The sequence below is a fragment of the Niveibacterium sp. COAC-50 genome, assembly GCF_013184235.1.
GTDB lineage: Bacteria > Pseudomonadota > Gammaproteobacteria > Burkholderiales > Rhodocyclaceae > Niveibacterium > Niveibacterium microcysteis.
Window position 1 is genome coordinate 706,341 of sequence record NZ_JABCJM010000001.1, and the last position, 26,953, is coordinate 733,293.

The 26,953-nt window shown below is 65.9% G+C and carries 20 protein-coding genes; 19 read left to right on the forward strand and 1 reads right to left on the reverse strand.

Annotated elements, in window-relative coordinates; all coding sequences use genetic code 11:
- The first annotated feature begins 147 nt into the window (after positions 1-147).
- The 19 genes from hppD (at position 148) to HH302_RS03305 (ending at position 26,177) form a co-directional block, all read left to right on the forward strand.
- Positions 148-1,251 (forward strand): 4-hydroxyphenylpyruvate dioxygenase, encoded by a 1,104-nt coding sequence (gene hppD, locus HH302_RS03215; protein ID WP_172198120.1) that lies wholly within the window; start codon positions 148-150, stop codon positions 1,249-1,251.
- A 109-nt stretch (positions 1,252-1,360) separates the two neighbouring features.
- Entirely contained in the window at positions 1,361-2,224 is an 864-nt protein-coding gene (phhA, locus tag HH302_RS03220) for a phenylalanine 4-monooxygenase (protein WP_172198123.1), read from the forward strand.
- Positions 2,221-3,360: a homogentisate 1,2-dioxygenase gene (locus HH302_RS03225; protein ID WP_172198126.1), complete on the forward strand. Its 1,140-nt coding sequence runs from the start codon at positions 2,221-2,223 to the stop codon at positions 3,358-3,360. The genes phhA and HH302_RS03225 overlap by 4 nt, the downstream gene beginning before the upstream one ends.
- Positions 3,361-3,384: 24 nt before the next feature.
- Positions 3,385-4,371, forward strand: a complete 987-nt coding sequence (locus HH302_RS03230; protein ID WP_172198129.1) for a fumarylacetoacetate hydrolase family protein — start codon at positions 3,385-3,387, stop codon at positions 4,369-4,371.
- A 148-nt stretch (positions 4,372-4,519) separates the two neighbouring features.
- Positions 4,520-6,139: a methyl-accepting chemotaxis protein gene (locus tag HH302_RS03235; protein WP_172198132.1), complete on the forward strand. Its 1,620-nt coding sequence runs from the start codon at positions 4,520-4,522 to the stop codon at positions 6,137-6,139.
- A gap of 17 nt (positions 6,140-6,156) precedes the next feature.
- Complete coding sequence (gene maiA, locus HH302_RS03240; protein ID WP_172198134.1) at positions 6,157-6,801, forward strand: maleylacetoacetate isomerase; 645 nt, start codon at positions 6,157-6,159, stop codon at positions 6,799-6,801.
- Positions 6,802-6,896: 95 nt separating this feature from the next.
- The gene (locus tag HH302_RS03245) at positions 6,897-10,208 is read left to right on the forward strand and encodes a PAS domain S-box protein (protein ID WP_172198136.1); all 3,312 of its coding nucleotides are present in this window, start codon (positions 6,897-6,899) and stop codon (positions 10,206-10,208) included.
- Between the two features lie 105 nt (positions 10,209-10,313).
- On the forward strand, positions 10,314-11,294 hold the full coding sequence (locus tag HH302_RS03250; protein WP_172198138.1) for a GlxA family transcriptional regulator: 981 nt from the start codon (positions 10,314-10,316) through the stop codon (positions 11,292-11,294).
- Between the two features lie 122 nt (positions 11,295-11,416).
- Positions 11,417-12,631 carry an aspartate aminotransferase family protein gene (locus HH302_RS03255; RefSeq protein ID WP_305847213.1) on the forward strand — a complete coding sequence of 405 codons (1,215 nt, stop codon included), beginning with the start codon at positions 11,417-11,419 and terminating at the stop codon, positions 12,629-12,631.
- A gap of 7 nt (positions 12,632-12,638) precedes the next feature.
- Positions 12,639-13,664 (forward strand): arginine N-succinyltransferase, encoded by a 1,026-nt coding sequence (locus tag HH302_RS03260; protein WP_172198140.1) that lies wholly within the window; start codon positions 12,639-12,641, stop codon positions 13,662-13,664.
- 14 nt (positions 13,665-13,678) lie between these two features.
- Complete coding sequence (gene astA, locus HH302_RS03265) at positions 13,679-14,698, forward strand: arginine N-succinyltransferase (protein WP_172198142.1); 1,020 nt, start codon at positions 13,679-13,681, stop codon at positions 14,696-14,698.
- Between the two features lie 9 nt (positions 14,699-14,707).
- Positions 14,708-16,177, forward strand: a complete 1,470-nt coding sequence (astD, locus tag HH302_RS03270) for a succinylglutamate-semialdehyde dehydrogenase (protein ID WP_172198144.1) — start codon at positions 14,708-14,710, stop codon at positions 16,175-16,177.
- Positions 16,178-16,283: 106 nt separating this feature from the next.
- Complete coding sequence (astB, locus tag HH302_RS03275; RefSeq protein WP_172198146.1) at positions 16,284-17,621, forward strand: N-succinylarginine dihydrolase; 1,338 nt, start codon at positions 16,284-16,286, stop codon at positions 17,619-17,621.
- A 1-nt stretch (position 17,622) separates the two neighbouring features.
- Complete coding sequence (locus tag HH302_RS03280) at positions 17,623-18,591, forward strand: succinylglutamate desuccinylase (RefSeq protein WP_172198148.1); 969 nt, start codon at positions 17,623-17,625, stop codon at positions 18,589-18,591.
- Between the two features lie 70 nt (positions 18,592-18,661).
- The gene (locus HH302_RS03285) at positions 18,662-20,203 is read left to right on the forward strand and encodes a DUF3369 domain-containing protein (RefSeq protein ID WP_172198151.1); all 1,542 of its coding nucleotides are present in this window, start codon (positions 18,662-18,664) and stop codon (positions 20,201-20,203) included.
- Between the two features lie 113 nt (positions 20,204-20,316).
- Entirely contained in the window at positions 20,317-22,041 is a 1,725-nt protein-coding gene (locus HH302_RS03290; protein ID WP_172198154.1) for an ATP-dependent endonuclease, read from the forward strand.
- A 78-nt stretch (positions 22,042-22,119) separates the two neighbouring features.
- Complete coding sequence (locus tag HH302_RS03295) at positions 22,120-23,835, forward strand: diguanylate cyclase (protein WP_172198157.1); 1,716 nt, start codon at positions 22,120-22,122, stop codon at positions 23,833-23,835.
- Complete coding sequence (locus tag HH302_RS03300; protein WP_172198160.1) at positions 23,828-24,706, forward strand: hypothetical protein; 879 nt, start codon at positions 23,828-23,830, stop codon at positions 24,704-24,706. The genes HH302_RS03295 and HH302_RS03300 overlap by 8 nt, the downstream gene beginning before the upstream one ends.
- 115 nt (positions 24,707-24,821) lie before the next feature.
- A complete protein-coding gene (locus HH302_RS03305) occupies positions 24,822-26,177 on the forward strand; it encodes an MBL fold metallo-hydrolase (protein ID WP_172198163.1) in 1,356 nt (451 codons plus the stop codon).
- Here HH302_RS03305 and HH302_RS03310 read toward each other — a convergent pair.
- Positions 26,174-26,848 (reverse strand): oxidoreductase, encoded by a 675-nt coding sequence (locus tag HH302_RS03310; RefSeq protein WP_172198166.1) that lies wholly within the window; start codon positions 26,846-26,848, stop codon positions 26,174-26,176. The two genes, HH302_RS03305 and HH302_RS03310, sit on opposite strands and share 4 nt — an antisense overlap.
- Between the last annotated feature and the right edge of the window lie 105 nt (positions 26,849-26,953).

Consider the following 26,953-nt stretch of genomic DNA (forward strand, 5'->3'; position numbering starts at 1 on the left):
TGCTTGAATATCAAAAAGGCTATTCAAAAGTTGCTCAAATTCTAATTGTTTGAGCAATAAACGCAACGAAAATTCGGGCGCGTTTGACTATTCTTCTTTCTGCGAGGCGCTGCCGACAGAGCGGCCCCCAACAGAGGAGACACAATCATGCCGCTGAACCTTGTCCGGCCGCGGCCGGAACCGCGCGCCCTATGGGACAACCCCATGGGCACCGATGGATTCGAATTCGTCGAATACACCGCACCCGACCCGAAGCTGCTGGGTGCCTTATTTCAACAGCTCGGTTTCAAGGCTGTTGCGCGCCACCGCTCCAAAGACGTGACACTTTACCGCCAAGGCGAGATCAACTTCATCGTCAACGCGGAAAAAGACAGTTTCGCGCAATCCTTCGCCCGTGTACATGGCCCTAGCGCCTGTGCGATGGCATTTCGTGTCCGTGACGCCAAGGCCGCCTACGAACGTGCGCTGTCACTCGGCGCCGAACCCCATGCCCAGCAGTACGGACTCATGGAGCTGCAGATTCCGGCGATCAAGGGCATCGGCGGTTGCCCGGTGTATCTGGTGGATCGCTACGGCGGCCCCTCGATCTACGACGTCGATTTCGTGCCGCTCTGCGACGACGTGGAGCACAAGGGCTACGGCCTGACCTACATCGACCATCTGACGCACAACGTGCACCGCGGCCGCATGAAGGTGTGGTCCAGCTACTACGAGAAGCTGTTCAACTTTCGCGAGATCCGCTACTTCGACATCGAAGGCAAGCTCACCGGCCTGAAGAGCCAGGCGATGACCAGCCCCTGCGGGCAGATCCGCATCCCGATCAACGAATCCTCGGACGACAAGAGCCAGATCGAGGAATTCCTGCATGCCTACAACGGCGAAGGCATCCAGCACATCGCGCTGGGCACCGACGACATCATCGCCACTGTCGAGGGTATGCGGGCCAACGGCATCAAGTTCCTCGACACGCCGGACACCTACTACGACGCGGTGGATACGCGGGTGAAAGGCCATGCGGAGGATGTCGCGCGGCTGCGCGCCAACCGCATCCTGATCGACGGGGCGCCGAGCGAAGGGCAGGGCTACCTGCTGCAGATCTTCACCGAGACGGTGATCGGGCCGATCTTCTTCGAGATCATCCAGCGCAAGGGTAACGAGGGCTTTGGCGAGGGCAACTTCAAGGCGCTGTTCGACTCGATCGAGCTCGACCAGATCCGCCGTGGCGTGCTGAGCGACCCGGCTGCCGCCTGAGTTACCGACCCCGCGGAACGCGCGGCGCAGCGGTCACTCTCAGTACATATGAGGGTGCGACGAGCGCCACGCGGGCCGCGGCCCGCCTCATCCGTCAGGAGGGTTCGCAATGCTGAAACCCGAAAACCCGCTGCGCGGCGATTACTCGCAGATGCGCGCGGACTACACCGTTGATCAGGACTGGGCGGCCTACACGCCCGAGGAACATGCACTCTACCGCCGCCTCGTCGAGCGGCAGAGCCGCAAGCTGCCGGGCTACGCCTGCGACGAGTTCATCGAGCATGTGAATGAACTGCTCACCGATGGCATCCCGCGTTTTGAGGTGGCCAACGCCATTCTCGGTCGCGCCACCGGCTGGCAGATCGTCGGCGTGCCGGGCCTGATCCCGGACGATGTGTTCTTCACCCATCTGGCCAACCGCCGCTTCCCGGTAACGGTGTGGCTGCGCAAGCCCGAAGAATTCGACTACATCGTCGAGCCCGACGTATTCCACGATTTCTTCGGCCATGTGCCGCTGCTGATGAACCCGGTGTTCGCCGATTACCTGCAGGAATACGGGCGCGGTGGCATGAAGGCAGCGGCGCTGGGCGGCCTGGGCTATCTCGCGCGGCTGTACTGGTACACGGTGGAGTTCGGCCTCATCGACACCCCGCAGGGCCTGCGCACCTACGGGGCGGGCATTCTGTCTTCCGGCGGCGAGATCCTGCACTGCATCGATTCGCCCGCGCCGCACCGGGTGCGCTTCGACCTGATGCGGGTGATGCAGACTGAGTACCGCATCGACCGCTTCCAGGACACCTATTTCGTGATCGACAGCTACCAGCAGCTCTTTCGCGAGACGGCGCAGGACTTTGCGCCGCTCTACGCGCGACTGCAGGGCTTGCCGACGATTGATCCATCCGTCACCGTGGCGGGCGATGCGCTGGTGCCATCCGTACGCCACGACGACCTCAACCGGAGATCCGCAGCATGAAACGCTGGATCAGCTACCCGAAAGCCGAGGGTGAATTCTCCCGTCAGGCGCACTGCGACCTGCCGGAAGGCACCTTCGAGCGCGAGATGGGCAAGGAGGGCTTCTTCGGCCCGGCCTGCCACTTCCACCACAAGCACGCACCAACCGGCTGGACCGAATTCGACGGCCCGCTGCGGCCACACGCCTTCGACCTGAATCGACTCGAAGTACGTGCCGCCAGCCCGTTCCAGGCCTATCCACTGCTTTCCAACGCCGATGCGCGCATCCGCTGGTGGCTGCTCGATGCGCCGATGCCAGCACTCGCCCGCAATGCCGACGGTGACGAACTGCTCTTCATCCATGAAGGTGAAGGGGCACTGTTCTGCGACTGGGGGCATCTGGACTACCGCGACGGCGATTACATCGTGCTGCCGCGCGGCGCCATGTGGCGGCTCGAACCCCGCCAGCCGACGCGGGTGATGCTGGTGGAGGCGAGTGGCAGCAGCTACCAGCTGCCGGAAAAGGGCCTCGTCGGCCCGCATGCGATCTTTGACGCGACTGCGCTCGATACGCCCAGGCTCGACGAGGCCTTTGCCGCGCAACGCGATGGCGAGGCCGGCAGCCGCCCCTGGGCGGTGCAGGTCAAGCACCAGGGCAAGCTCACGACGATCCACTATCCGTTCAACCCGCTCGACGCGGTGGGCTGGCATGGCGATCTGGCGGCTTGCCGGGTGAACTGGCGCGACATCCGGCCGCTGATGAGCCACCGCTATCACCTGCCGCCCTCGGCGCACACCACCTTCGTGGCGCGCAACTTCGTCGTCTGCACCTTCGTGCCGCGGCCGATCGAATCCGACCCCGGTGCGCTGAAGGTGCCGTTCTATCACTCGAACGACGACTACGACGAGTTCATCCTCTACCACCGCGGCAGCTTCTTTTCGCGCGACAACATCCGCCCCGGCATGACGACGCTGCACCCTTGCGGCTTCACCCACGGGCCGCATCCGAAAGCCTTTGCCGCCGGACTGAAGGCCGAACGCAAGGAGACGGACGAGGTCGCGGTGATGATCGACACCCGCTTCCCGCTCGAAGTGAACGAGCCGGCGCGGGCGGTTGAACTGCATGAATACGCCGATTCCTGGAAACCCAAGGCCTGAGGGCCGCGAACACACCGAGGCAACATGAAACTCGCCACCCTCAAGACCGGCGGCCGCGACGGTACGCTGGTCGTCGTTTCCCGCGACCTGACGCGCTGCCAGCCGGTGCCGGAGATCGCCCGCACGCTGCAGGCAGCACTGGACGACTGGGATCGCTGCGCACCCCAGCTCGCCGAGCTGTCGCTGGCGCTCAACAACGGCCATGCACGCCACGCCCAGCCCTTCGACGCCGCCGCCTGCCATTCACCCTTGCCGCGTGCCTACCAGTGGGCGGACGGTTCGGCTTACGTGAACCACGTGGAGCTCGTGCGCAAGGCGCGCGGCGCAGAGATGCCGCCCGAGTTCTGGAGCGACCCGCTGATGTACCAGGGCGGCTCCGATAGTTTCATCGGCCCGCGCGACCCGATTGCGGTGCGCGACACCGCCTGGGGCGTTGATCTTGAAGGCGAGGTCGCGGTGATCACCGGCGACGTGGCGATGGGCGCCACGCCCGAGCAGTGCGCCGGCGCGATCCGGCTGCTGATGCTGGTGAACGACGTGACGCTGCGTAACCTGATTCCGGCCGAACTCGCGAAGGGCTTCGGCTTCTTCCAGAGCAAGCCGGCGACAGCCTTCTCGCCGGTGGCGGTGACCCCGGACGAACTGGGCGAAGCCTGGGATGGCGCGCGGGTGCATCGCCCGCTGGAGGTCACCGTTCGCGGCGAGCACTTCGGCCGGCCGGAGTGCGGCATCGACATGGTGTTCGGCTTCCCGCAGCTGATCGCGCATGTCGCCCGGACCCGCGAGCTGGAAGCCGGTTCGATCATCGGCAGCGGCACCATCTCGAACGTCGATCGCTCGCGCGGTTCGGCCTGCATCGTCGAACGCCGGATGCTCGAGACCCTGGCGGAGGGCAAGCCGGTCACGCCTTATCTCGGCTACGGCGAGCGCGTCACGATCGAAATGTTCGGTGCCGACGGGCTGTCGATCTTCGGCGCCATTGATCAGATCGTATCCCCTTACGACAGTTGAACCGGAAGGCCGCACCGGCAGATCAAACTCCGTGCGGTCTGCCCGTGAAGTCCTCTCCCTTGCGTGCTATGACACCCCTGAGGGCCGCGTCGGATGGCGCGTGCCGTGCATGCCTTGTAGCGGTGTCCAGTAATGAATCGGGGGAGTCATGAAACTGACGATTGCGGGCAGGTTGTGGTTGATGGTCGGCGTGGCCGTGCTGGCCTTGCTGGTGGTGGGCCTGAACGGGGTGCGGGTGGCGTCGCAGCTGAGTGCAGCGCTCGACGATGTGAACGACAACATCCTGCCAAGCTATTCGGTGTTGCAGGAGGCCACCAACGCGACCCTGCGGCTGCGTTTGCGGACCTTGCAGCACATCATCGCGCCTGATCAGCAGAAGCGCGACGAAATGGGCAAGCTCGTTGACCAGTCACTTGCCGAGGTCGACAAACAGCTCAAGGCCTACGAAAAGCTGATCTCCGACGCGACCGACAAGCAGTTGCTGGCGGCCGATGCAGAAGCTTTCGCCGGGTATGCGACCGCGGTGAAAGAGGTCGTTGCCGTGTCGAACAAGGGCGATGCTGCGGCTGCGACGAATCTTGCGCTCACGTCGGCCCGCGACGCGGGCAACAAGCTCGTGGCGGCGCTCGCCAAGCATGTCGACTACAACACCAAGCTCGCGGCTGACGGGCGTACCGCTGCTGCCTCGATGCAGAAGACCGGGCTCGCGATTGCGTGGGGGCTTGCGATCGGTTGCAGCATCATCGTGGCGCTGCTGGGTGCGGCGCTGGTTCGCCGGATCGGCCGCGCCTTGTCCGGCGTCGAGCACACCGTGACGCAGATCGACCGCGATCTCGACTTTACGCTGCGTGTTCCGGGCGCTGGCCAAGACGAGGTGGGGCGCACCGCGGTGGCGGTGAATCGTCTGCTAGAGAAGCTGCAGTCGAGCCTCGCTTCGATCAGCCAATCGGCGTCGGCGGTTGCGAGTTCGGCGAGCGAGATGGCAATCACCTCCGACCAGGTGGCTACCGCCGCTGCGGCGGAGAGCGAATCTGCTGCGAGCATGGCTGCCGCGGTAGAAGAACTCACCGTCAGCATCAACCACGTTGGCGAACGCGCAGGGGATGCGAGCGCGCATTCGGCTGAATCGGGCCGGCTTGCGGCCGATGGGGTGCAGATCATCGCGCAGACGGTGGGTGACATCGACGAGATTGCCCGCAAGGTCGATGAGGCCGCCACGCGCATCAACACGCTGGAGAGCCAGAGCCACGACATCACGAAGATCGTGCTCGTGATCAAGGAAGTGGCCGACCAGACCAACTTGCTGGCACTCAACGCGGCGATCGAGGCCGCCCGCGCGGGCGAGCAGGGGCGCGGATTCGCGGTGGTGGCCGACGAGGTGAGAAAGCTCGCTGAGCGCACGGCGCAATCGACGCAGGAGATCACACGCACGGTTGATGCGATGCGCGAGGGTGCGCGCGAGGCCGCCGGTTCGATGGCGGGGGCGGTCGATACGGTTGCGGCGAGTGTCGAGCGGGCGCGTGTTGCCAGCGCTGCGATCGAACAAATCGGTACGTCGAGCGGCCAGGCGGTGGCAATGGTGCAGGAAATCTCGAGCGCGATTCGCGAGCAGAGCACGGCCAGCACCAGCATCGCGCAGTCGGTCGAGCGGGTTGCCCAGATGGCTGACGAGAGCGCCGCGGCGGCCGCGGGCAGTGCCGATACCGCACGCAACCTGGATACGATCGCACGTTCGATGCAGGAGACGGTGGCGCGCTACCGCGTCTGAACCATGGAGGCCGACGCATGAAGCTCTACACCTACTTTCGTTCGTCGGCCGCCTATCGCGTCCGTATTGCCCTGAACCTGAAAGGCATCGTGGCGGAGCAGCTGCCGGTGCATCTCGTGCGCAACGGCGGCGAGCAGAAGCTGCCGGCCTATCGGGCGTTAAATCCGCAGGGCCTGGTGCCGGCGCTCGAAGACGAGGGGGCACTGCTTACGCAGTCGCTCGCGATCATGGAATACCTTGAGGAAACGCACCCGAGGCCCGCGCTCTTGCCGGCCGATGCGGTGGGCCGTGCGCGGGTGCGCGCGATCGCCCAGAGCATTGCGTGCGAGATACATCCGCTCAACAACCTGCGCGTGCTCGGTTACCTCGGCGGCGAGCTCGGTTTGAGCGACGAGCAGAAGCACGCTTGGTATCAGCATTGGGTTTGCCTTGGCTTCGAAGCGCTGGAACGGCAGCTTGCCCGCGACGCTGCGACCGGCCGTTTCTGCCACGGCGACACGCCCACATTCGCCGACTGCTGCCTCGTGCCGCAAGTCTTCAACGCACGCCGCTTTGACATCGATCTTTCGCCCTATCCGACGCTGCAACGGATCGACGCCCACTGCGCCACGCTGGAAGCCTTTGCCGCGGCGGCGCCCGCCCGGCAAGCCGATGCGGCCTGACGCGGCGCAGCGCAGCGCAGCGCTCAAGCAATCCTGCTCGCCAGCCGTAACTGAGGCATCGCCCGCGTTTTTGCGGGAATGTACGGAGACGATGCATGAGCGCTGCGGTGCGCCGCGTGCTGCCTTGGGGGGTCGGGACGCTGGGCGCACTGCTGCTGGCGTTCGTGTGGTTTTCCTTCGCCCAACAGCAAGCCCTGCTGACGCAGCGATCACTCGAAGCCGAGGCGGAGTCGCTCGCGCGTGCCGGCGAAACGGTGATGAACGACCGGATTCGCTCGCTCGCCCGCATGGGGCTGCGTTGGGAGGCCGGCGACGGTACGCCGGAGGCGCTCTGGCGCCGCGATGCCCGCGCCTATGTCGATGACCTGCCTGGTACAGCCGCCGTAGAGTGGGCCGACGAAAGCGGCGCGATTCGCTGGATCGAGCCGCTCGCTGGCAACGAAAAGGTCCTCGGCCAGAACCTCAACCGTAGCGGTGTCCGCCGCGAGCGGCTGGCGCGCGCCCATGAAACCGGCAAGGCCGTGGCGACGCCGGTATTCGAGCTTGCGCAGGGCGGGCGAGGGTTCCTGGTGTTCGTGCCGGTGCAGCGCCGGGGCAAACACGATGGCACCCTCGTGATGGTCTTCCGCGTCGAGGCGTTTGCCCCCTTCCTGTTTCCGGACCACGCCCGCGAGCAACTTGGCCTGGTGCTTCAGGAAGGCGCGCAGCCGGTTGCCAGCGTGGGGCTCCAGTTACCGGCCGAGCGCATTGCCGCGCGCGCGTATGCGCCCATCCGCTTTGCCGGCGGTGAATGGCGGCTCGAGGTTCAGGCGCCGCGTGGCTACGGCGCCGCAATCCTTGGTGGAACGAGCGAAATCGTCATCGCGGCCGGCGCGCTGATCGTGCTGCTGCTGGCCTTGTTGACCCGGCTGATGCTGCGCATGGGCGACAAGAACCGGGCGCTCGCAAGCGCCAATCATTCGATGGAGCAAAGCCTGGCTGAACAGTCGCGGGTGTCGGCCGAGCTGGCGTTCCGGCAGTTTGCGCTCGACCAGTCCGCGATCGTGGCGATTACCGATGCGGCGGGTGTGATCGAATCGGTGAACGAGCGCTTCTGCCAGATCAGCGGCTACACGCGCGAAGAGTTGATTGGTGCCAACCACCGCCTGATCAATTCCGGCTACCACCCGCCCGAATTCTTCGCTGCGCTCTGGGCCACGGTTTCATCCGGCCGGGTCTGGCACGGCACGATCCGCAACCGCGCCAAGGACGGCTCGTTCTACTGGGTGGATGCCACCATCACGCCGCAGCTGGACCCGAGCGGCAAGCCGCGCCGCTACATTGCCGTGCGCTTCGACATCACGCGTCAGAAGCAGGCCGAAGAGGCGCTCCGCGCAACCACCACCCTGCAGAGCGCGATTCTCGACAGTGCCGGCTCGGCGATCATGGCGACCGATGCCGATGGACTGGTCACCCGCTTCAACCCGACCGCCGAGAAGATGCTCGGCTACCGGGCGGATGAAGTCGTCGGGCAGCAAACACCGGCGCTGTGGCACTTGACGGAGGAAGTCGTCGCGCGCGCCGCTCAGCTGACCGAGCAACTGGGCGAGCCCGTCGAGGCGGGGTTCGAGACCTTCGTTGCGCTGTCGCGACGCGGTCTGCCCAACGAGTTCGAGTGGACCTTCGTCCGGCGCGACGGGGGGCATGTGCCGGTGCTGCTGGCGGTGACTGCGCTGCGCGAACGGGGCGGGCAGATCACCGGTTGGCTTGGTGTGGCACTTGATCTTACGCAGCGCCGGCAAACCGAAGCCGCGCTGCGCGAGGCCAATGCCCTCATGGCGGCGGCGGGCCGAATCGCGCGAATCGGCAGCTGGGAGGTCGATCTGCGATCTGGCGCAGTGAGGCTCTCGGATGTCTGCTACGAAATCTTCGGTCTGCCGCAAGGCGCCACCGTGACGATGCCTGAGTTGCTCAACATGTACGTCGAATCGGCGCGACCACAGATCGCAGCGGCGATCGAGCACGCGATTGCCGACGGCCAACCGTGGGAGCTTGAAGTGATCCTCAACGCGGCCGACGGCCGCAGCCGCTGGGTCCGGGCGCGTGGCGAACCGGTCTCCGATGCCGATGGCTCGGTGCGGCTGCGCGGCGTGCTGCAGGATATCGACGAGGAGCGGCGCGCACAGAATGCGCTGCGTGATCGTGAGGCGATGCTCAAGGCGATCATTGAAAACGTCCCCGGCGGCGTATCGCTGATTGATTCCAACCTTGAACTTGTCGCCTGCAACGAACTGTTCAAGCGACTGCTCGGTTTCCCGGCCGAGATGTTCGCGCAGGCCATGCCTTCGCTCGAAACGATCTTCCGTTTCAACGCGGAGCGTGGCGAGTACGGTCCGGGCGATGTGGATACGCAGGTCAGCGAGCGGCTTGAATTGACGCGCATGATGAGAGCGCACCGGTTCGAGCGCGTGCGCCCGGATGGCACGGTGCTCGAAATCTCGGGCACGCCCTTGCCGTCCGGCGGTTTCGTCACCTTCTATCTCGATATCACCGAGCGCCGGCGGCAGGAGCAGGAGCTCCTGCGTCACCGCGATCACTTGCAGGATCTCGTTGCTGAGCAAACGGCCGATCTGCTGGCGGCCAAGCGCAGCGCAGAAGCAGCCAACGCCGCAAAGTCGGAGTTCCTCGCCAACATGTCGCACGAGCTGCGCACGCCGATGCATGCGATTCTGTCCTTCGCGCGGCTGGGGCGCGATCGCGCGCATAGCGCAACGCCCGAGAAGCTGGCGGCCTACTTCGAGCGCGTGTGCGTATCGGCGGATCGGTTGATGATGTTGATCAACGACCTGCTCGACCTTTCCAAGCTCGAGGCGGGGCGCATGGTGCTCGACTGGGCCGTGGTGGACCTCGCCGGTGTCGCACGCGAGGTGGCGCATGATCTGGAACCGCTGGCGCACGCGCGGCAGCTGACAGTCGAGATCGACGTGCTGACGGAGGACACACGCGCCGCGTCCGATGCCTTGCGCGTATCCCAGGTCTTGCGCAACCTGCTTTCCAACGCGATCAAGTTCACACCGATTGGTCAGCGCGTGCATGTGACGCTGCGCGACGCGCTGCTCGCGCGGGGGGGCGAGGATGTCCCGGCCGTCGAGATCCTGGTCGAAGACGAAGGGGTTGGCATCCCTGAAGCAGAACTCGACGCGGTATTCGACAAGTTCGTGCAGAGCAGCAAGACCCGCACCGGTGCCGGCGGCACCGGGCTTGGCCTGTCGATCTGCCGCGAGATCATGCATGCCCATCGCGGCAGCATCCGCGCCTACAACCGGGCGGGCGGCGGCACTGCGTTCGAAGTGCGCTTTGCCCGCACCGCAGTCATGCGCGCCGACGGGGCTGCAGTTGAAGGGGAGGTCATGGGCGGCTGGCTGTAACCTGGGCGATCGAGCACGTAGCCGTACGGAACAGTAGGGGGAGTTGAGGCTGAATCGACTAAACTCGCGGGCTTCCCGCTTTGCTGGCGGACTATCCTGAATTCCATGCTGCGTGTCGGACTCCTACTCCTGCCGGGTTACCCGCTTGCCGAGCCTGCGCTGGTTCGCAGCCTGCTGGCCGACAGCGACGCTGCCGGCGGTGCGCCGCTCGCCACGCTCACGCTGTGCGCGACCGATGCGGTCATGCCGCGCGAGGGCGGCGACCTTGTTCGCGGCGACTTGAACCTGTCCGATGCGCCTGCCTGCGATCTGCTGATCGTGTTTGGCGGCGAACCGGTGTCGCGCGGTGGCGACGGCGCTCGCGCACCGCTGGTGCAGGCCCTGACCGGGGCCGGCGAAGTGATGGTCGTCGGCAACGCCCACTACGGGTTGGCTCGCCACGGCCTGCTGGCCGGGCTGACGCTCGCCTTGCCCTGGCATGGTGCGCAGCGCTACCTCACGATGAACCCCGATCACCGCTATACCGACCGCCTGTTCGCGCGAACCGGCAAGTGGTGGAGTGTCGCGGGCGGACTCGCGCTGGCTGACGCGATCCTTGCCTGGATCGCCGAACGCAGCGGAAACGAAGTGGCCAACGCACTCGCCGCGCGCTGGATGTTGCCGCGCGGTCGCGCGAGCGAAGAGCGCCAGCCGGTGCCGCTTGGCGCGGGAGCCGGCCCGGCGGTGGACCCGAAGGTCGCCCGCACGGTTGCGCTGATGGAAGCCAATCTCGAAGAGCCGCTCACGACGGACCAGATCGCAGAACGCATCGGCGTGTCGCGCCGCCAGCTCGAACGCCTGTTCAAGCGACACCTCGAAGCCGTGCCCTCGCAGTACTACCTGGAGCTGCGCCTGCAGCGGGCACGGCAGTTGCTGCGATCCACCCGCCAGTCGATTGTGCAGATCGGTCTGGCCTGCGGTTTTGCGTCGGGCCCGCACTTTTCCAGTGCCTACCGAAACCGTTTCGGGATGACCCCGCGCGAGGATCGCCTCAAGGGTGATACGGATCCTGCCCAGACAGGGGCCGCCGAGCGAGGCGAGGACTAGCGCACTACAGCCGGGTTTGGCGCGAGACCGCGCCACCCACACAAGGAAAACGCTGTCGCGTTCTTGTAAGGCGGTACTCGCGACGCTTCCTACAATCCCTCACGATCGAAGAGTAAGGACAGATGATGAACGCTGCATTCACCCGCGCCGATTTCGACCGCGTCATGGTGCCCAACTACGCCCCGCAGGCTTTCCTGCCGGTGCGTGGCGAAGGCTCCCGCGTGTGGGATCAGGACGGGCGTGACTACATCGATTTCGGCGGCGGCATTGCGGTCACCAGCTTGGGACATTGCCATCCGCGCTTGGTTGCAGCGCTGACCGAACAGGCCGGCAAGCTGTGGCATCTGTCCAACGTCTACACGAACGAACCCGCGCTGCGCCTGGGCGATCGCCTGGTGCGCCGTACCTTTGCGGATCGCGTCTTCTTCGCCAACTCGGGCGCCGAGGCCAACGAAGCGGCGCTGAAGCTCGCGCGCAAGGTGGCTATTGATCGTTTCGGACCGGACAAGATCGACATCATCGCCTTCAACGGCTCGTTCCACGGCCGTACCTTCTTCACCGTGTCGTGTGGCGGGCAGGCGAAGTATTCGTCCGGCTTCGGGCCGAACCCGGCTGGCATCATCCATGTCGACTTCAATGATCTCGACGCGGTGCGCAAGGTCATCTCGAAGAACACTTGCGCGGTGATCGTCGAACCGATCATCGGCGAGGGCGGCATCATCCCGGCCACACCGGAGTTCCTGCAGGGCTTGCGCGACCTGACGCGCGAGAACGACGCACTGCTGATCTTCGACGAAGTGCAGTCCGGCGTTGGCCGCACCGGCAAGCTCTACGCCTACGAACTCTACGGTATCGAGCCGGACATCCTGACCACCGCCAAGGGTATCGGCGGCGGCTTCCCGATCGGCGCGATGCTGACCAAGGACGAGTGGGCCAAGCACTTCCAGGTCGGCACGCATGGCACCACCTACGGCGGTAACCCGCTCGCCTGCGCGGTGGCCGACGCGGTGCTCGAACTGGTCGATACGCCGGAAGTGCTGAGCGGTGTGAGCGCCAAGGCAGACCGCATTGCCAAGCGGCTGCAAGAGATCGGCGAACGCAGCGGCGCCTTTGCCGAGCTGCGCTACCGTGGCCTGTGGTTCGGCTGGGAGCTGAAGCCGGAATACGCCGGTCGCGCCAAGGATGTGCTGGCCGCCGCGACGCGCGAGGGTGTGATGGTCCTCATGGCAGGGCCGGACATCGTGCGCATGGCGCCATCGCTGGTGATTTCCGATGCCGAAATCGACGAGGGCCTCGCGCGCCTCGAGCGCGCGGTAACTGCAGCTTTCGCTGCCTGAGGCCTGAATGGACCGACTTGTTCTGCGGCCTGCCGCGTACTCCGACCTGCCTGCGGTCGAACGGATCGCTGGCGCAAGCCCGGTGGGCGTCACTTCGCTGCCGCGCAGCCGTGACAAGCTGTTCGACAAGATCGCCTCGTCGCAGGCGTCGCTCGCGGCCGATGTGTCGGGCTGCGGCGAGGAGAGCTACTTCTTCGTGCTTGAACGCGAGCACGATCGCGAAGTGGTCGGCACGGCGGCAATCGTTGCGTCGGCGGGTTTCTCGGAGCCGTTCTACAACTACCGCAACGAAACGGTGACGCATGCCAGTCGCGAACTGGGCGTGCATCACCGGGTGCATGTGCTGACGCTGTGCCACGACCTCACCGGCGCCACCTTGCTGACGTCGTTCGTGCTGGACCCGGCGTACAAGCACGGCGACTATCCGGATCTGTTGTCGCGTGCGCGCATGCTGTTCATTGCGGCGCACCGCCAGCGTTTCGCCGACCATGTCGTGTCTGAAATGCTTGGCCTGTGTGACGATGACGGTCATGCGCCGTTCTGGGATTCGGTCGGGCGTCACTTCTTCGGTATCGACTACCCGCTCGCCGAGTTCTACTGTGGCGTGAAGGGTCGCTCGTTCATCGCGGAGCTGTTGCCGCAGCACCCGATCTATGTGCCGCTGCTGCCGCGCGAGGCGCAGGAAGCGATCGGGCAGATTCATCCCTTCTCGCGTTTGCCGTGCGAAATCCTGCTGCGCGAGGGCTTCGAAACCGAACGCTATGTGGACATCTTCGACGCCGGCGCCGTGGTGCAGGCGCGTACCGAAGAGATCCGTACCGTCGCCACGCATGCGCGCGCCACGGTCGTCGGTCATCCGCCGGGTGCCGATGGCACCCGTTACCTGGTCGCCAATCTCGACCTTCCGGGCTTCCGCGCGATCCTCACCGACGCCGCCTTCGACTCCGAGCGGGGCGAGGTGTGGCTGGCCGAGGCCGATCTGAAGTCGCTCAACGTGACCGCCGGCGGCAGCGTCGTGCTCGCGCCGCTCTGACAAGACAACTCATCATGCGACTTCGTCCCATCGCCCACGGTGATCACGCTGCGCTGATCGATCTCGCGCGTGGCGCCGGCATCGGCGTAACCACCCTGCAGCCGAACGAGGAGCGCCTCGGTCGCCGGATCGAGATCTCGGTCGACTCGTTCAGCGGCCGGCTCGAAAAGGCCCAGGCCAACTACCTCTTCGTGCTGGAGGACGTGCTTTCGGGCCATCTCGTCGGCACCAGCGGCATCGCGGCCGCGGTCGGCTTGGATGAGCCCTGGTACAACTATCGCGTTGGCACTGCGGTGTATTGCTCGCGCGAAATCGGCGTGTATCGGCAACTGCAGACGCTGTTCCTGACCAACGATCTGACCGGTACGACCGAGCTCTGCTCGCTCTTCCTGCATCCGGAACATCGCCATGGCGGCAATGGTGGCCTGCTCTCGAAGGCCCGCCTGTTGTACCTCGCGGAATTCCCCGAGCGGTTCTCGGCCAAGGTGATTGCCGAGCTGCGTGGCGTGTCGGACGAGCAGGGGCGCTCACCCTTCTGGGATAGCCTGGGTCGCCATTTCTTCCGCATGGACTTCTCGCGCGCCGACTACCTCTCGGGCGTTGGCAACAAGAGCTTCATCGCGGAGCTGATGCCGCAGCATCCGGTCTACACCGCCTTCCTGTCCGAAGCCGCACGCCAGGCGATCGGCGAGGTGCACAGTTCGACGCGCCCGGCGCGCGCCATGCTCGAAGCCGAGGGTTTCAACTACCAGGGCTACGTCGATATTTTCGATGCTGGCCCGGCCGTTGAATGTGCGCTCGAAGCCATTCGTGCCGTGCGTGACAGCGTGGTGTGCGAATCGGTGGCGGGCGAACAGGTCGAGGGTTCGCTCTGCCTGGTATCCAACCGTCGGCTGCAGGAATTCCGCGTCGTGCTGGCGCGCGGCGGCGTTGACGATTCGGGCCGCTTCGCGCTCGATGCCGCGCAACTCGATGCGCTTGAAATCTCTGCGGGCGATAGCGTCCGGATCGCGCCGCTGCAACCGATTCGCTGAGGTTCCAACATGCAGGATCATCTGATCGGCCCCGGCTGGGTACGTGGGGCAGGCGCGCCGTTGCAGAGCCGCAACCCGGTTTCGGGTGAGCTTGTTTGGGATGGATGCGCGGCCGACGCGGATCAGGTTGATGCCGCCGTGCTCGCCGCGCGGTCCGCGTTTGCCGCGTGGCGCGATCTGGGTTTCGACGCGCGCCTGGCCATCGTGCGCCGCTTCGGCGAATGCCTTGCGGCCAACGCCGCCGAACTGGCTGCGGTGATCGGCCGCGAGACCGGCAAACCGCGCTGGGAAGCGGCGACCGAAGTGCAGACGATGATCGGCAAGATCGACATCTCGGTACGCGCGTATCAGGAGCGAACCGGTTCTCGCGAGAGCGAGTCGGCCGGCACCCGGGCCGTCCTGCGCCATCGTCCGCATGGCGTGGTTGCAGTCTTCGGCCCCTACAACTTTCCGGGTCATCTGCCGAACGGCCACATCGTGCCGGCGTTGCTGGCCGGCAATACGGTGGTCTTCAAGCCTTCCGAACTGGCGCCGGCGGTGGCGCAGCGCACGGCCACGCTGTGGCGGGAGGCTGGCCTGCCCGACGGGGTGATCAATTTGCTGCAGGGCGGCCGCGACACCGGTGTTGCGCTCGCTGCGCATCCTCAGCTCGACGGGCTGTTCTTCACCGGTAGCCATGCAACCGGTGCGGCCCTGCATCGCCAGTTCGCGGGCCAGCCAGAAAAGATTCTCGCGCTCGAAATGGGCGGCAATAACCCGCTGGTCGTGCAGGATGTGGCCGACCTCGACGCTGCGATCTTCACCATCGTTCAGTCCGCGTTCATTTCGGCAGGGCAGCGCTGCACCTGTGCGCGCCGTTTGCTGGTGCCGCAGGGCGAGTGGGGCGATGCGCTGCTGGCGCGCCTGGTGCGCGTGGCGGCTGCCTTGCGGGCCGGCGCCTGGGACGCAGAGCCCGCGCCCTTCATGGGGGCCGTGATTACGCCTGCCGCGGCCGAACGCCTGCTTGCCGCGCAGGCTTCGCTTGTCGCGCAGGGTGCGGTGCCGCTGCTGGCGATGCGCAGCCTTGCCGCAGGCAGCGGCTTGCTGTCGCCCGGCATTCTGGACGTGACGCCGATTGCCGCGCTGGCTGATGAAGAGCATTTCGGCCCGTTGCTGATGGTGCAGCGCTATCGCGATTTCGACGAAGCCATGCGGCTTGCCAACGCCACGCGCTTCGGACTGGCAGCTGGTCTGATCTCCGACAACGCCGGCCTGTTCGAGCGCTTCTGGCGCGACGCGCGGGCAGGCATCGTCAACTGGAACAAACCGCTCACCGGGGCATCCAGCGCGGCGCCGTTCGGGGGCGTTGGCCATTCGGGCAATCACCGGCCGAGCGCGTACTACGCCGCCGATTATTGCGCCTATCCGGTGGCCGGCATGGAAACCGCGGCGCCGGAGCGACCCGCGCAGTTGCCGCCCGGCCTCGACCTGATGGCCTGACCAGTGAATCCCGCGCCGTGATCCGGTCCGGCGTGGGGCGCTTCAATCCGATCCATGTTCGGCTGCGCGCCGCGCGGCACAGTTGCAATCAGGGGTGGTGATTTCCATGAAGGCGTTCGAAGCCAATTTCGATGGCCTGGTCGGGCCGACCCACAACTACGGCGGGCTTTCGTTCGGCAACGTTGCATCGCAGAACAACACCGGCGATGTGTCCAACCCGCGCGAGGCGGCGCTGCAGGGCCTAGCCAAAATGAAGGCGCTGGCCGATCGCGGATTCCGCCAGGGCGTGCTGCCACCGCACGAGCGCCCGGATCTGGCAACGTTGCGCCGGCTCGGTTTCGCAGGTAGCGATGCCGACGTGCTGCAAGCGGTTGCGCGCATCGCCCCAGCCTTGCTGCCGCAAGTGAGCTCGGCCTCCTGCATGTGGACAGCGAATGCTGCGACGGTGAGCCCCTCGGCCGACACTGCGGACCGCCGCACTCATTTCACGCCGGCCAACCTCAACAACAAGTTCCATCGCGCGATCGAACACCCGACCACCGGTCGCGTGCTGCGCGCAGTGTTTGCGGATGCGCGGCACTTTGCGCACCACCCGGCCTTGCCCGACTGCGCGCAGTTTGGCGACGAGGGGGCTGCCAATCACACCCGGCTGTGCGGCGAGTACGGCGAGCCCGGCGTCGAACTGTTCATCTATGGCCGCGCTGCCTTCGGCAACGAGCCCGCGCCCGTTCGTTACCCGGCACGGCAGACGCGCGAGGCGTGCGAGGCGATCGCTCGACTGCATGGCCTGGATGCCGCACGCACCGTGATTGCGTTGCAGAACCCCGCCGTGATTGACGCCGGCGTGTTCCATAACGACGTGATCGCGGTCGGCAACCGCAATGTGCTGTTCTTCCACGAACATGCGTTCCACGACAAGGCGCGCTTGCTGGCCGACGTTCAGCGTGGCCTTGGCGACGTGGCGCTGCAGGCGATCGAGGTTCCGGACGCTGCAGTGGGTGTGGCCGATGCGGTGTCGACCTACCTGTTCAACAGCCAGCTGTTGTCGCGCCCCGATGGCCGCATGCTGCTGGTGGTGCCGGACGAATGCCGCCGCAACGAGCGGGTGTGGGCATACCTCGAAGGTCTGCTCGCCGCGAATGGGCCGATTGCCGAAGTCGCGGTGTTCGATCTCAAGCAATCGATGAAGAATGGCGGCGGCCCCGCCTGCCTGCGCCTGCGCGTGGTGCTCAACGAATCGGAACACGCCGCCGTGACGCCCGGCGTGTGGATGAACGACGTCCTTTACTCGCGCTTGTCCGACTGGGTCGTGCGCCATTACCGCGATCGCCTGGCCGTGGCAGACCTCGCGGACCCGCAACTGCTGGCCGAGTGCCGAACCGCGCTGGACGAGCTGACGCGCATTCTCGGGATCGGCTCGGTCTACCCGTTCCAGCTTGCCTGACATGGACCTGCTTGCCGAGCTGCTCGCCAGCGACGACGCACAATTGCCCGCGCGCTTGCCGGGAGGGGCAACCGTAGAGCGCCTGGCGTCTGCTGTCTGGCAGGTGACGCCGGCGAACGCAGGGCCCGGCAGGCCGTTAATTGTGTCGGCCGGCATCCATGGGGACGAAACAGCGCCGGTCGAAGTGCTGTGCGGCATCGTGTCTGCACTGTGCGTCGGGGCGTTGGCGCCGCGGATACCGCTGCTGCTGGTGTTCGGCAACCTGCAGGCCTTGCGCGCCGCACGCCGCTATATCGATGATGATCTCAATCGGCTGTTTGGCGGTGCCACCGTATCGGCGTCGTGTGAGGCGCCGCGCGCCGCAGCGCTGATTGCGGCCATCGACAGGTTCTGTGCGCGGAACCCTGCGGCCTTGCACCTCGATCTGCATAGCGCGATCCGGGATTCGCGCTATGCCTGCTTTGCGATCGCCCCGCGCGAGAGCGAAGGTCCGCTCGGGCATGAACCGCGCACGCTGCTTGCAGCCTGTGGCATTGAAGCGGTATTGCTGACTGGGGTAAAGGCGCCGACCTTCAGCGCGCGCAGCGCCAGGGTGCATGGCTGTGAGGCCTACACCTTCGAGCTTGGCCGCGTGCGGCGCCTGGGCGGTGGCGTATCCGGCGAGTTCGCGGCCGTCGATCGTGCGTTGCGCGCACTGATCGCGGCCGACCCGTTGCCGCGTAGCGAAACCGCACCGCATGTGTTTCGTGTCAGCCGCGAGCTGATCAAACAGAGCGATGCCTTTCAGATGATGCTGCCGCCTGATGCGGCCAACTTCACCGGCTTTGCCGCGGGCGCATTGATAGCCGAAGACGGCTCTCAGCAATGGCACGCCGAACCCGGCGAGCTGATCGTGTTCCCCAACCCCGCCGTGAAACCCGGCCTGCGTGCCGGCCTCCTGATCATCGCTGACGCGACTTCAGACACCTGAATCTTTGCCGTAATAGGTAGGAGGTGCCGTTGCGTTTGCGCGCGGCACGGACCGACCGGAGCCCCCCGCAATGGAATTACTGTTCGCCGACGATGAGCCGCCGCTGCCTGGCAGCGATGTGCCTTCGCCATCGATACCGCCCTGGAAGATGCTGGTCGTTGATGACGACCCTGAGGTCATTGCGGTCACCCGGCTTGCGCTGACCGGTTTCGAGTTCCTTGGCCGGCGCGTGCAGATCCTGTCGGCACACAGCGGTGAGGCGGGGCGCGAGATTTTCGAGCGCGAACCGGATATCGCCGTCGCCCTGATCGACGTGGTGATGGAGACCGAAGACGCCGGCCTGCGGCTGGTGGAGTTCATTCGATCCGGTTGCGACAACCACACGACGCGCGTTTACCTGCGCACCGGCCAGCCGGGCCATGCGCCGGTGGATCGCGTGATCCGCGATTACGACATCGACGATTACAAGGAAAAGACCGAACTCACGGCACAGAAGCTGCGCACGCTGCTGTACTCCGGTCTGCGCGCCTATCGCGACATCACCGCACTCCAGCGCCAGCGCGATGGCATGCGGCGCGTGATTCTTGCGACGTCGGACATCCTGCGTACAGGCAGCCTGCGCGAATTTGCGTCTGCCGTGCTCGGCCAGCTGACCGAACTACTCGGCCTGCGGGATACCGCCATCTACTGCCTCGTCCTGCCGGCGCAGGCGGCAGGTGGCCGCTCGGCCCGCACGCTTGCGGCGAGTGGGTCTCTGGTGCAGTTCGCCGATCAGGGGGCGCTCGATTCGCTGCCCCCGGCGATTGCTGCGCGCTTCCAGGAAGCCTTGACCCGGAAGGAAAGCCTCCACGGCGACAAGGATTACGTGCTGTACCACCGCAGCTTCAGCGGGCAGGAGAACCTGCTCTACGTCGAGCTGACTCACCCGATCGCGTCGCATGAGCGCGAGTTGCTTGAGCTCTACGCGATCAACGTGTCGCTGACCTTCGAGAACCTGTCGGTGATGGAGGAGATGCAGGCCACGCAAGGCGAGGTGGTCGGCATGCTTGGCGACGCGGTTGAGCAGCTCGGTACCTCGTCCGCAGCGCATGTGCAGCGCGTTGCCCGTGTCAGCCAGGCGCTCGCGCGCGCAGCCGGCGTCGATGAGGCCACGGCACGATTGATCCTGCTTGCCGCGCCGCTGCACGATGTTGGCAAGGTGGCGGTGGCTGACAGCATTCTGTTGAAGGCCGGTGCGCTGGATCCGGACGAATGGGCGGCGATGAAGGCGCATACAGAACTCGGCGCCGAGTTGCTTGCCCGCTCGCGCCGCGAAGTCATGCAGATCGCGGCCACGATCGCACGCGGGCACCACGAGCACTGGGACGGCAGCGGCTACCCGTCTGGCCTTGCAGGCGATGCAATTCCGCTGGCTGCGCGTGTCGTGTCGCTGGCCGATGCCTTTGACTCGCTCGCAAGCGATCGCCCGTATCGCGCCCGCTGGTCCGACGAGCAGATCCGCACCTACTTGCAGGAACAGGCCGGCAAACGTTTCGACCCGCAGCTTGTGGCGCTGCTGCTGGGCGATTTTGCGCGTTATGTGGCTCTGCGCGCCGAGGTGCGGGAGGCCTGAGCGCCACTTGCCGCGCTGCTGGACGCGCACTGACGCGCGGTTCAGGATAGCGACGGGCGGCGCAGGGGCGCCTGCATCTGCAGCGTCGGCACAGCTGGCGTGGAGATCGGCACATGTGGCTCAGCGAGATCCGGATCGAGAACTTCCGCGTGATCGGGCGGGTGCGCATAGCCCTTAACGCAAGCACAGTCCTGATCGGCGAGAACGACGTCGGCAAGACGGCAATCCTTGATGCCCTTGCCGCGGTACTCGGGCCCTGGCCGGATGGCGCCCCGGTCTTCCGCGACAGCGACATTCACCAAACCCCTTCCCGCGAGGCGGCCCACCTGGCCGCGATCGCCATCGATCTGCAGTTTGCCGAGCGCGAACCCGGCGAGTGGGAGCCAGCCGCCTGCGCGCCACTGCGGGACGCGGCCGGCTGGGTGTCGCGCACCTGCCGCGGCTTTTCGCTGGGTTTGCGGGTTCACGCAGTGACACTGCGGCAACACTGGGTCGTGCGCTCGCCGCAAGGTGCCGAGCGGGCGGCGGATGCCGGATTGGTCAGTGCCGTGCGTCGCCTGTGTCCGCTGATCCAGGCCCGCAGCAGTCGCATGCTGGGGGTTGGGGCGGCGCTGGCGGCGCGCGCCAACGGATCGAACGAGCTGGACCGGCTTGCGCTGGCGGTCAGTCATTACTGGGCAGCGCTGGAGGCGGGCGCCTCGGCGGCGTCGGAACATGACCTCAACGCCGGCTATCAGGCAGCACGTCAGTTGCTGCTGCGCAGCGTGCCAGGCCTTGGCGTGGAGGAGGGGCCTTCGCGCGAACATCTGGCCGCGGTGATCGGGGATTTGCCCCCGGGCGAGGCGCCGATGCGTAGCGTGCCAGTGGCCGGTACCGCATCACGCAAGATTGCCATGCTGCTGATCGCGGCGGCGCTGGTGCGCGAGGGCGCCGGCACCTTCGCGCCGGATTCCCGCCCCTTGCTGGTGATCGAAGACCCGGAAGCCCATCTGCACCCGATGACGCTCGCTGCGCTATGGAGCCTGCTTGAACCGATCCGCCTGCAGAAAGTCGTGACGACCCAGTCGGGCGAGTTGCTTGCGGCGGCCCCGCTGGGCGCACAGCGGCGCCTTGTGCGACACGGAGGCGAGGTCGGTGCCTTCCAGGTCGACACCAGCCGCTTCAAGCCGGAAGAGCTGCGCAAGTTCGGCTACCACTTGCGGGTGCGCAACGGGGTGGCCAGTTTCGCGCGCTGCTGGTTGCTCGTCGAAGGCGAAACCGAGTTCTGGGTGTTATCGGAACTGGCGCGCTTCCTGGGCTACGACTTCGCGCAAGAGGGCATCGCCTGTGTCGAATTCGCGCAATGCGGCCTCGACCCGTTGATCAAGATGGCGCAGGCGCTTCGTATTCAGTGGCATGTGCTCGCTGATGGAGACCGCTCCGGGTTGGCCTACGGCGAAGCGGCGCGCCGCCACCTCGGCAGCGATCCGCTCGCCGAGCGGCTGACCTTGCTGCATGAGAAGGACATCGAGCACTGCTTCTGGAGCCACGGCTTTGACTCGGTTTACCGCCACGCGGCGGGCGCACCGCCGACTGCGTTCGGCACACCGCACAAGGTGATTGATCGCGCGATCGGCCGGCACTCCAAGCCGGGCCTCGCTTTCGCGATTCTCGCGGAAGTTGCGATCCGCGGCCCCGCCAGCATTCCGCCGCCACTTGCGGGTGTCATCGCCACCTGCGTGCGACTTGCTCGCGAATCGCCACGTCGCGCGCTGGTGGACGAGCGCCATGCAGAGCCGGCACGTCATCCGAACAAAGCCGGCAAGCGGCATCTTCATCACCGGGGCCCCGAAGCCTGAGGATCTTTTGCGCCAACAGGGGTGTGGACACCTTGCGCTCGCCTAGACTTTGGCGTTGGTCTATCCGGTGTCTCAGCAATGTCGTGCCTGTTCCGCCTGCTGTGCTTGGTGTGCTGGTTGTGCCCCATGATTGCCGATGCGGCAGGTTTGGCATTTCGCCTTGAACGTTTGCCGCCGGACCTGGCTGCGTCAGAAGCAACGATACGTGCCGGCAAGCTCGACGATCGCTTTGCCTTGGCCGATACCACCCTGTTGCGGGATCTCGATCGACCAACCTGGTTCCGCGTTGTGCCAATGCAGGATTGGCCGACCGACGCGTCGCCAGCGCTCGTTGTTCGACAGACGCGCTTCCAGGTGCTGACGGTCTTTCCTGGCGACGGTTCCGCCGCCACTAAGCTGGGGGCATTGCGAGCTGATTACCCCGCGCACCTGACGCGCGGTCTGATGATCTTTCCTCTCGTGGCTCCGCGCGTGGGTGTGCCGATCTACTTGCTGGCGGAGCCAGGCGGCGAGCCGACCCAGATGCGCCCGGTCCTTTCGATCGAGACGCGTGACGCAGCCGAGGCCGCATCGCTGACCCATGTGCGGCTGGCGATCGGCACCTTTGGTGCCTTGCTGACGCTTGCGCTGTGTGGTGTGTGTGTGTGGCTGATGCTGCGCGAATCCCTCTTCCTGCTGTTCTCGTCGGTGGTCGCATGTCAGGGCTTCTACGTTGCAATGGTCTTTGGCGAAGGTCTGTCGCTGCCTGGCATGGATGCATTGCTGCCGATTGGTGGCCGGCTCGTCAATCTGTTCGCAGGGCTCGGCGCGCTCTGCGCATCGATGTTCGCGCGCCGGATGGTGGATATCGGGCGCATCGCGCCAAGGCTTGATCGCAGCTTCGCCGCGCTGCAGTGGGCTTACGTCCTGTTGTTGATCGCCGTGCCACTGGTGCCACCTTCGGGCATGGTCGTGCTGGTGGCGCTGGGTAACCTGACGGTCATGGCAGGCACCGCGATGGTGTTGGCGGCGGGCTTCCTCGGCTGGCGTAGCGGCAGTCGTGCGGCGGCCTTCTTCCTGCTCGCGTGGATGATGATGCAGGGCTTCACCTTTGCCCGCACAGCAAGCTTCCTGCTGGGCACCGAGACGGGGCCGCTGCTGTACTACGGGTTCCCGCTCTCAATGGTGGTGGCTGGCGTGATGCTCGCGTTGGGGCTGGCCGACCGCGTTCGCGAGATGCGGCACGCCTTGCGTGAAGCGCAGCGACGAGCCCAGATCGACGCCCTGACCGGCGCATTGAACCGGCGTTCGATTCTCGAACGGCTTGACGCCGCCCGCATTGCGTTTCGCGAGACAGGCGAGCCCGTGTCGGTGCTGTTCATCGACCTGGACCATTTCAAGCGGATCAACGATACCCACGGGCACCTGGCCGGTGACGCATGCCTGCGCGAAGCGTGCAAACGCGTTGGCAGCGTGCTGCGTCGTACGGATGCCCTGGGGCGATACGGTGGCGAGGAGTTCCTCGTCGTGCTGCAAGGCGCTGCTGCACCCGTTGCGGGCACGATCGCCGAGCAGATCCGAGCTGCGGTGGCCGCTGAACCGGTCTGCGCGTGGCAGCAAACGATTGCGATGAGCTGCAGCGTCGGCGTTGCCAGCAGCAGCAGCGACGCATTGTCCGCCGAGGACCTGATTGCGCGGGCAGATGCGGCGCTCTATGCCGCAAAGCGCGACGGCCGCAATCGTGTCGCCTTGGCGCCGCTTTCCCCACTTGTTGCGCCACCAATGCTGGCTGCTGAAGGAGAGTCCCTTGCCTGACCCTATCGAACTATCTGCCGTTCGCCCCGGCGATGTGCTGCTTCACATGGGGCGCGGCGAAATCTCCAAACTGATCGCATGGGCGAGCGATTCAGGCTACAGCCACTCCGCATTGGTGTTTGACGTGCAGACGGTGGCTGAAGCGGTGTCGGTGGGGGTGCGCAAGACCGGGCTCGCCGACCGTGCAGTGGACAGCACGGATTTCTCCGTGATCGATGTGCTGCGCTTCGGTGGCCGCAATGCAAATTTGGACCCGGCGGCGCTGAGCGCCCTGCAGGCAAAGGTTGACGGTTTCATTGGCGCGCCGTACCCACTCGACGAGTTGTTCGAACTGGGCGTTGTGTGCGCGCTGCGCAGCAAGCTTGATTGGCCCGAGCCGGCGAAGTGGCTTCTGCGTGTCGCGCTGGACCATGTCATCCAAACGGATCCGGGGCGCATGGTGTGCAGCGAGTTCGTCTACCGCAGCTTTGCGGAAGCGGCCACGGTGCCTGCCGGGCGCCTGCGGCCGCAGATCGAGGTGGTCGACCAACCGCCTGTTCCGTTCCCGCATATCGACTGGCTCGCTTTGTTGAAGGAGTACGAAGAGGCGCGTCATCACTCGCCGAACCGGGCATTGCCACCGGCGCCCACGGCCGGCGAAGGGCGGGGGCTGCAGACGCGCACAATGGCGCCCGCCGCTGGGAAGCCGGATGCCGACGTTGCGGTGCAGGCCGAACGGATCCGCCACCTTCGGGCGCCGAGTGCAACGCGCGCGCTGACCAGCCGCGCGGCGATCGAGGATCCATGGCCCAATCCTGCGACGGTGACGCCGGGGGATTTGGCCAACAGCCCGAGTTTCGGCTGCGTGGGGCGATTGCTCCAGTCGGCTTGAGTCGTGCCTCTGGCGGGCGGACAATTCGGCATGCAGGCGCTCAGCGCTGAGGCTGGGGCGCGAGCCGGGGGGCAGTGCGATGGTCAGCGTACGGTTTTGCGGTGCAGTCGGTGAGGTGACTGGTTCGGGGTACTGGCTTGAGACCGAGCAGGCGCGGGTGCTGGTCGATTTCGGCATGTTCCAGGGCGGACGTGACATCGAAGGCCGCAACCGCGTGATCGAGCCGGTGGAACCCAAGCGACTGGTCGCGGGCGTGCTGACGCATGCCCATGTCGACCACTCCGGCCGCCTGCCATTGCTCGCTGCGCATGGTTCGCGGGCGCCGCTCTACGGCACGCCGGCCACGCTCGAACTGGCTGAGGTGCTGCTGCTTGACTCGGCCAAGATCGCCGAGGAAGACACCAGTCGCGCCAACCGCAAGCTGCGGCGTGCCGGGCGGCGTGAGCAAAGCCCGCTCTACACGGTGGACGACGTCGAGAGCCTGGTCCGCCGATTCGTTGCGCTGCCGTACGGCGAACAGCGGGAAATCGCGCCGGGCGTGGCGATCCGCTTCTTCGACGCCGGTCACATCCTTGGCTCATCCAGCGTTGAGATGCAGATCGCGCGGGAAGGCAAGCCGCCGCTGACGGTGGTGTTCTCCGGCGATCTTGGCACGCGCGATGCGCCGATTTTGCGTGACCCCGAAACGCCGCCGCGAGCCGATGTCGTGTTCCTCGAATCCACCTACGGCGACCGCAGCCGGCCGCCGCGTGCCGATACGCTGGCGAGCTTCCACGCGCTATTGCGCCGGGCCGTGGCCGAGCACCGGCGCATGATCGTGCCGGCCTTCGCGGTAGGGCGCACCCAGGTACTGCTGTACGAGCTGGCGCACGCGTTCCGTGATGGCATCGTGCCGGCGTTCCCGGTGTTCCTCGACAGCCCGATGGCTGCGCGTGCCGGCGCGATCTACGCCCGCCACGGCGAACTGCATGATCTGGAGGCCAAACGGCTCGGACGTCGAGGCCAGCTGCCGGACACGCTGCGGGTCGTTGATTCGTCGGCCGAATCGCGCTTGCTGAATGTCAGCGGCGAGTTCTGCATGATCATGAGCGCGGCGGGCATGTGCGAAGGGGGCCGCGTGCTGCACCACCTGCGCCATAACCTGTGGCGCGAGGATGTCCTCGTGATCCTGCCCGGCTACATGGCGCCCGGCACCCTCGGCCGACAACTCGCTGAAGGCGCGCGCGAGGTCGAGATCTTCGGCGAGACGATCGCGGTGCGTGCTGAAGTGGTACAGCTCGAAGGCTTCTCTGCCCACGCTGACCGCGAAGGCCTGCTCGACTGGCTGGCCCCGTTGGCCGCCGGGCATCCGCGCGTGGTGCTGACGCACGGAGAGGACCCGGCGCGCGCAGGCTTGGCTGCGGCCGTCCATGCGCGCTATGGCATCACTGCGGAGACGCCGGTGGCCGGCGCGGTGTTGACGCTGGACTAGGCTTCACCCAGACGCGCGATCTCTTCCGATTCCACCGCGCCCGGCGCCGGCCCCTCGCCGAGCGCGCAGCGCAGCATTGCGCGCGCCACAGCCACGGTGCTGATGGGGCGATAGCGCCGTAGCGGCCCCAGCATCAAAGGCGCGACGGCGCGACCGAATACCAGCGCCACTCGTTCACCCGGGCGGGATTCGGCGCGATCGCCATCAAGCAGGGACGGCCGCATGCACCACAACGCAGGCAGGCGAAGGTTCGCGAGATCGCGCTCCGTCTCGCCCTTGGTTCGGTTGTAGAACACTTTGGACGCCGCATCGGCGCCAAGCGCCGATATCAGCAGGAAGCGCTGCGCCCCCACTTTTTTTGCGAGCTGGCCGAGTGCGAGCGGATAGTCGTGATCGACGGCGCGAAAGGCCGCCTGCGAGCCGGCTACGCGGATCGTTGTACCGAGACAACAGAAAACGTCGTCGGCCTGCAGGTCTGGCGTATCCGCCGGCAGGGCAGAAAAATCGACGATCTGCTCGTGCAACTTCGCATGCTGCAAGCCGGTGGGGCGCCGCACCAGCGCGACCACGCGGCCATATTCGGGCGATGCGAGCAGCATTGCGAGCAGCTCGCGGCCAACCAGGCCCGTCGCTCCGGCGATCAGTGCAGTACGTGTTTGTGGTGTTGGCATCGGCAAGTGCTTGATACAAAACAATCCTGCAGTTGGGTGCAGGCGATATATAATTGATAACGATTCGCGTTGGCGTTCTTCTCCGAAACGCCGCCACGGCTGATC

Coding starts and splice junctions, on each gene's coding strand:
- hppD (WP_172198120.1), top strand. CDS start 148: ATGCCGCTGAACCTTGTCCGGCCGCGGCCGGAACCGCGCGCCCTATGG.
- phhA (WP_172198123.1), top strand. CDS start 1,361: ATGCTGAAACCCGAAAACCCGCTGCGCGGCGATTACTCGCAGATGCGC.
- HH302_RS03225 (WP_172198126.1), top strand. CDS start 2,221: ATGAAACGCTGGATCAGCTACCCGAAAGCCGAGGGTGAATTCTCCCGT.
- HH302_RS03230 (WP_172198129.1), top strand. CDS start 3,385: ATGAAACTCGCCACCCTCAAGACCGGCGGCCGCGACGGTACGCTGGTC.
- HH302_RS03235 (WP_172198132.1), top strand. CDS start 4,520: ATGAAACTGACGATTGCGGGCAGGTTGTGGTTGATGGTCGGCGTGGCC.
- maiA (WP_172198134.1), top strand. CDS start 6,157: ATGAAGCTCTACACCTACTTTCGTTCGTCGGCCGCCTATCGCGTCCGT.
- HH302_RS03245 (WP_172198136.1), top strand. CDS start 6,897: ATGAGCGCTGCGGTGCGCCGCGTGCTGCCTTGGGGGGTCGGGACGCTG.
- HH302_RS03250 (WP_172198138.1), top strand. CDS start 10,314: ATGCTGCGTGTCGGACTCCTACTCCTGCCGGGTTACCCGCTTGCCGAG.
- HH302_RS03255 (WP_305847213.1), top strand. CDS start 11,417: ATGATGAACGCTGCATTCACCCGCGCCGATTTCGACCGCGTCATGGTG.
- HH302_RS03260 (WP_172198140.1), top strand. CDS start 12,639: ATGGACCGACTTGTTCTGCGGCCTGCCGCGTACTCCGACCTGCCTGCG.
- astA (WP_172198142.1), top strand. CDS start 13,679: ATGCGACTTCGTCCCATCGCCCACGGTGATCACGCTGCGCTGATCGAT.
- astD (WP_172198144.1), top strand. CDS start 14,708: ATGCAGGATCATCTGATCGGCCCCGGCTGGGTACGTGGGGCAGGCGCG.
- astB (WP_172198146.1), top strand. CDS start 16,284: ATGAAGGCGTTCGAAGCCAATTTCGATGGCCTGGTCGGGCCGACCCAC.
- HH302_RS03280 (WP_172198148.1), top strand. CDS start 17,623: ATGGACCTGCTTGCCGAGCTGCTCGCCAGCGACGACGCACAATTGCCC.
- HH302_RS03285 (WP_172198151.1), top strand. CDS start 18,662: ATGGAATTACTGTTCGCCGACGATGAGCCGCCGCTGCCTGGCAGCGAT.
- HH302_RS03290 (WP_172198154.1), top strand. CDS start 20,317: ATGTGGCTCAGCGAGATCCGGATCGAGAACTTCCGCGTGATCGGGCGG.
- HH302_RS03295 (WP_172198157.1), top strand. CDS start 22,120: ATGTCGTGCCTGTTCCGCCTGCTGTGCTTGGTGTGCTGGTTGTGCCCC.
- HH302_RS03310 (WP_172198166.1), bottom strand. CDS start 26,848: ATGCCAACACCACAAACACGTACTGCACTGATCGCCGGAGCGACGGGC.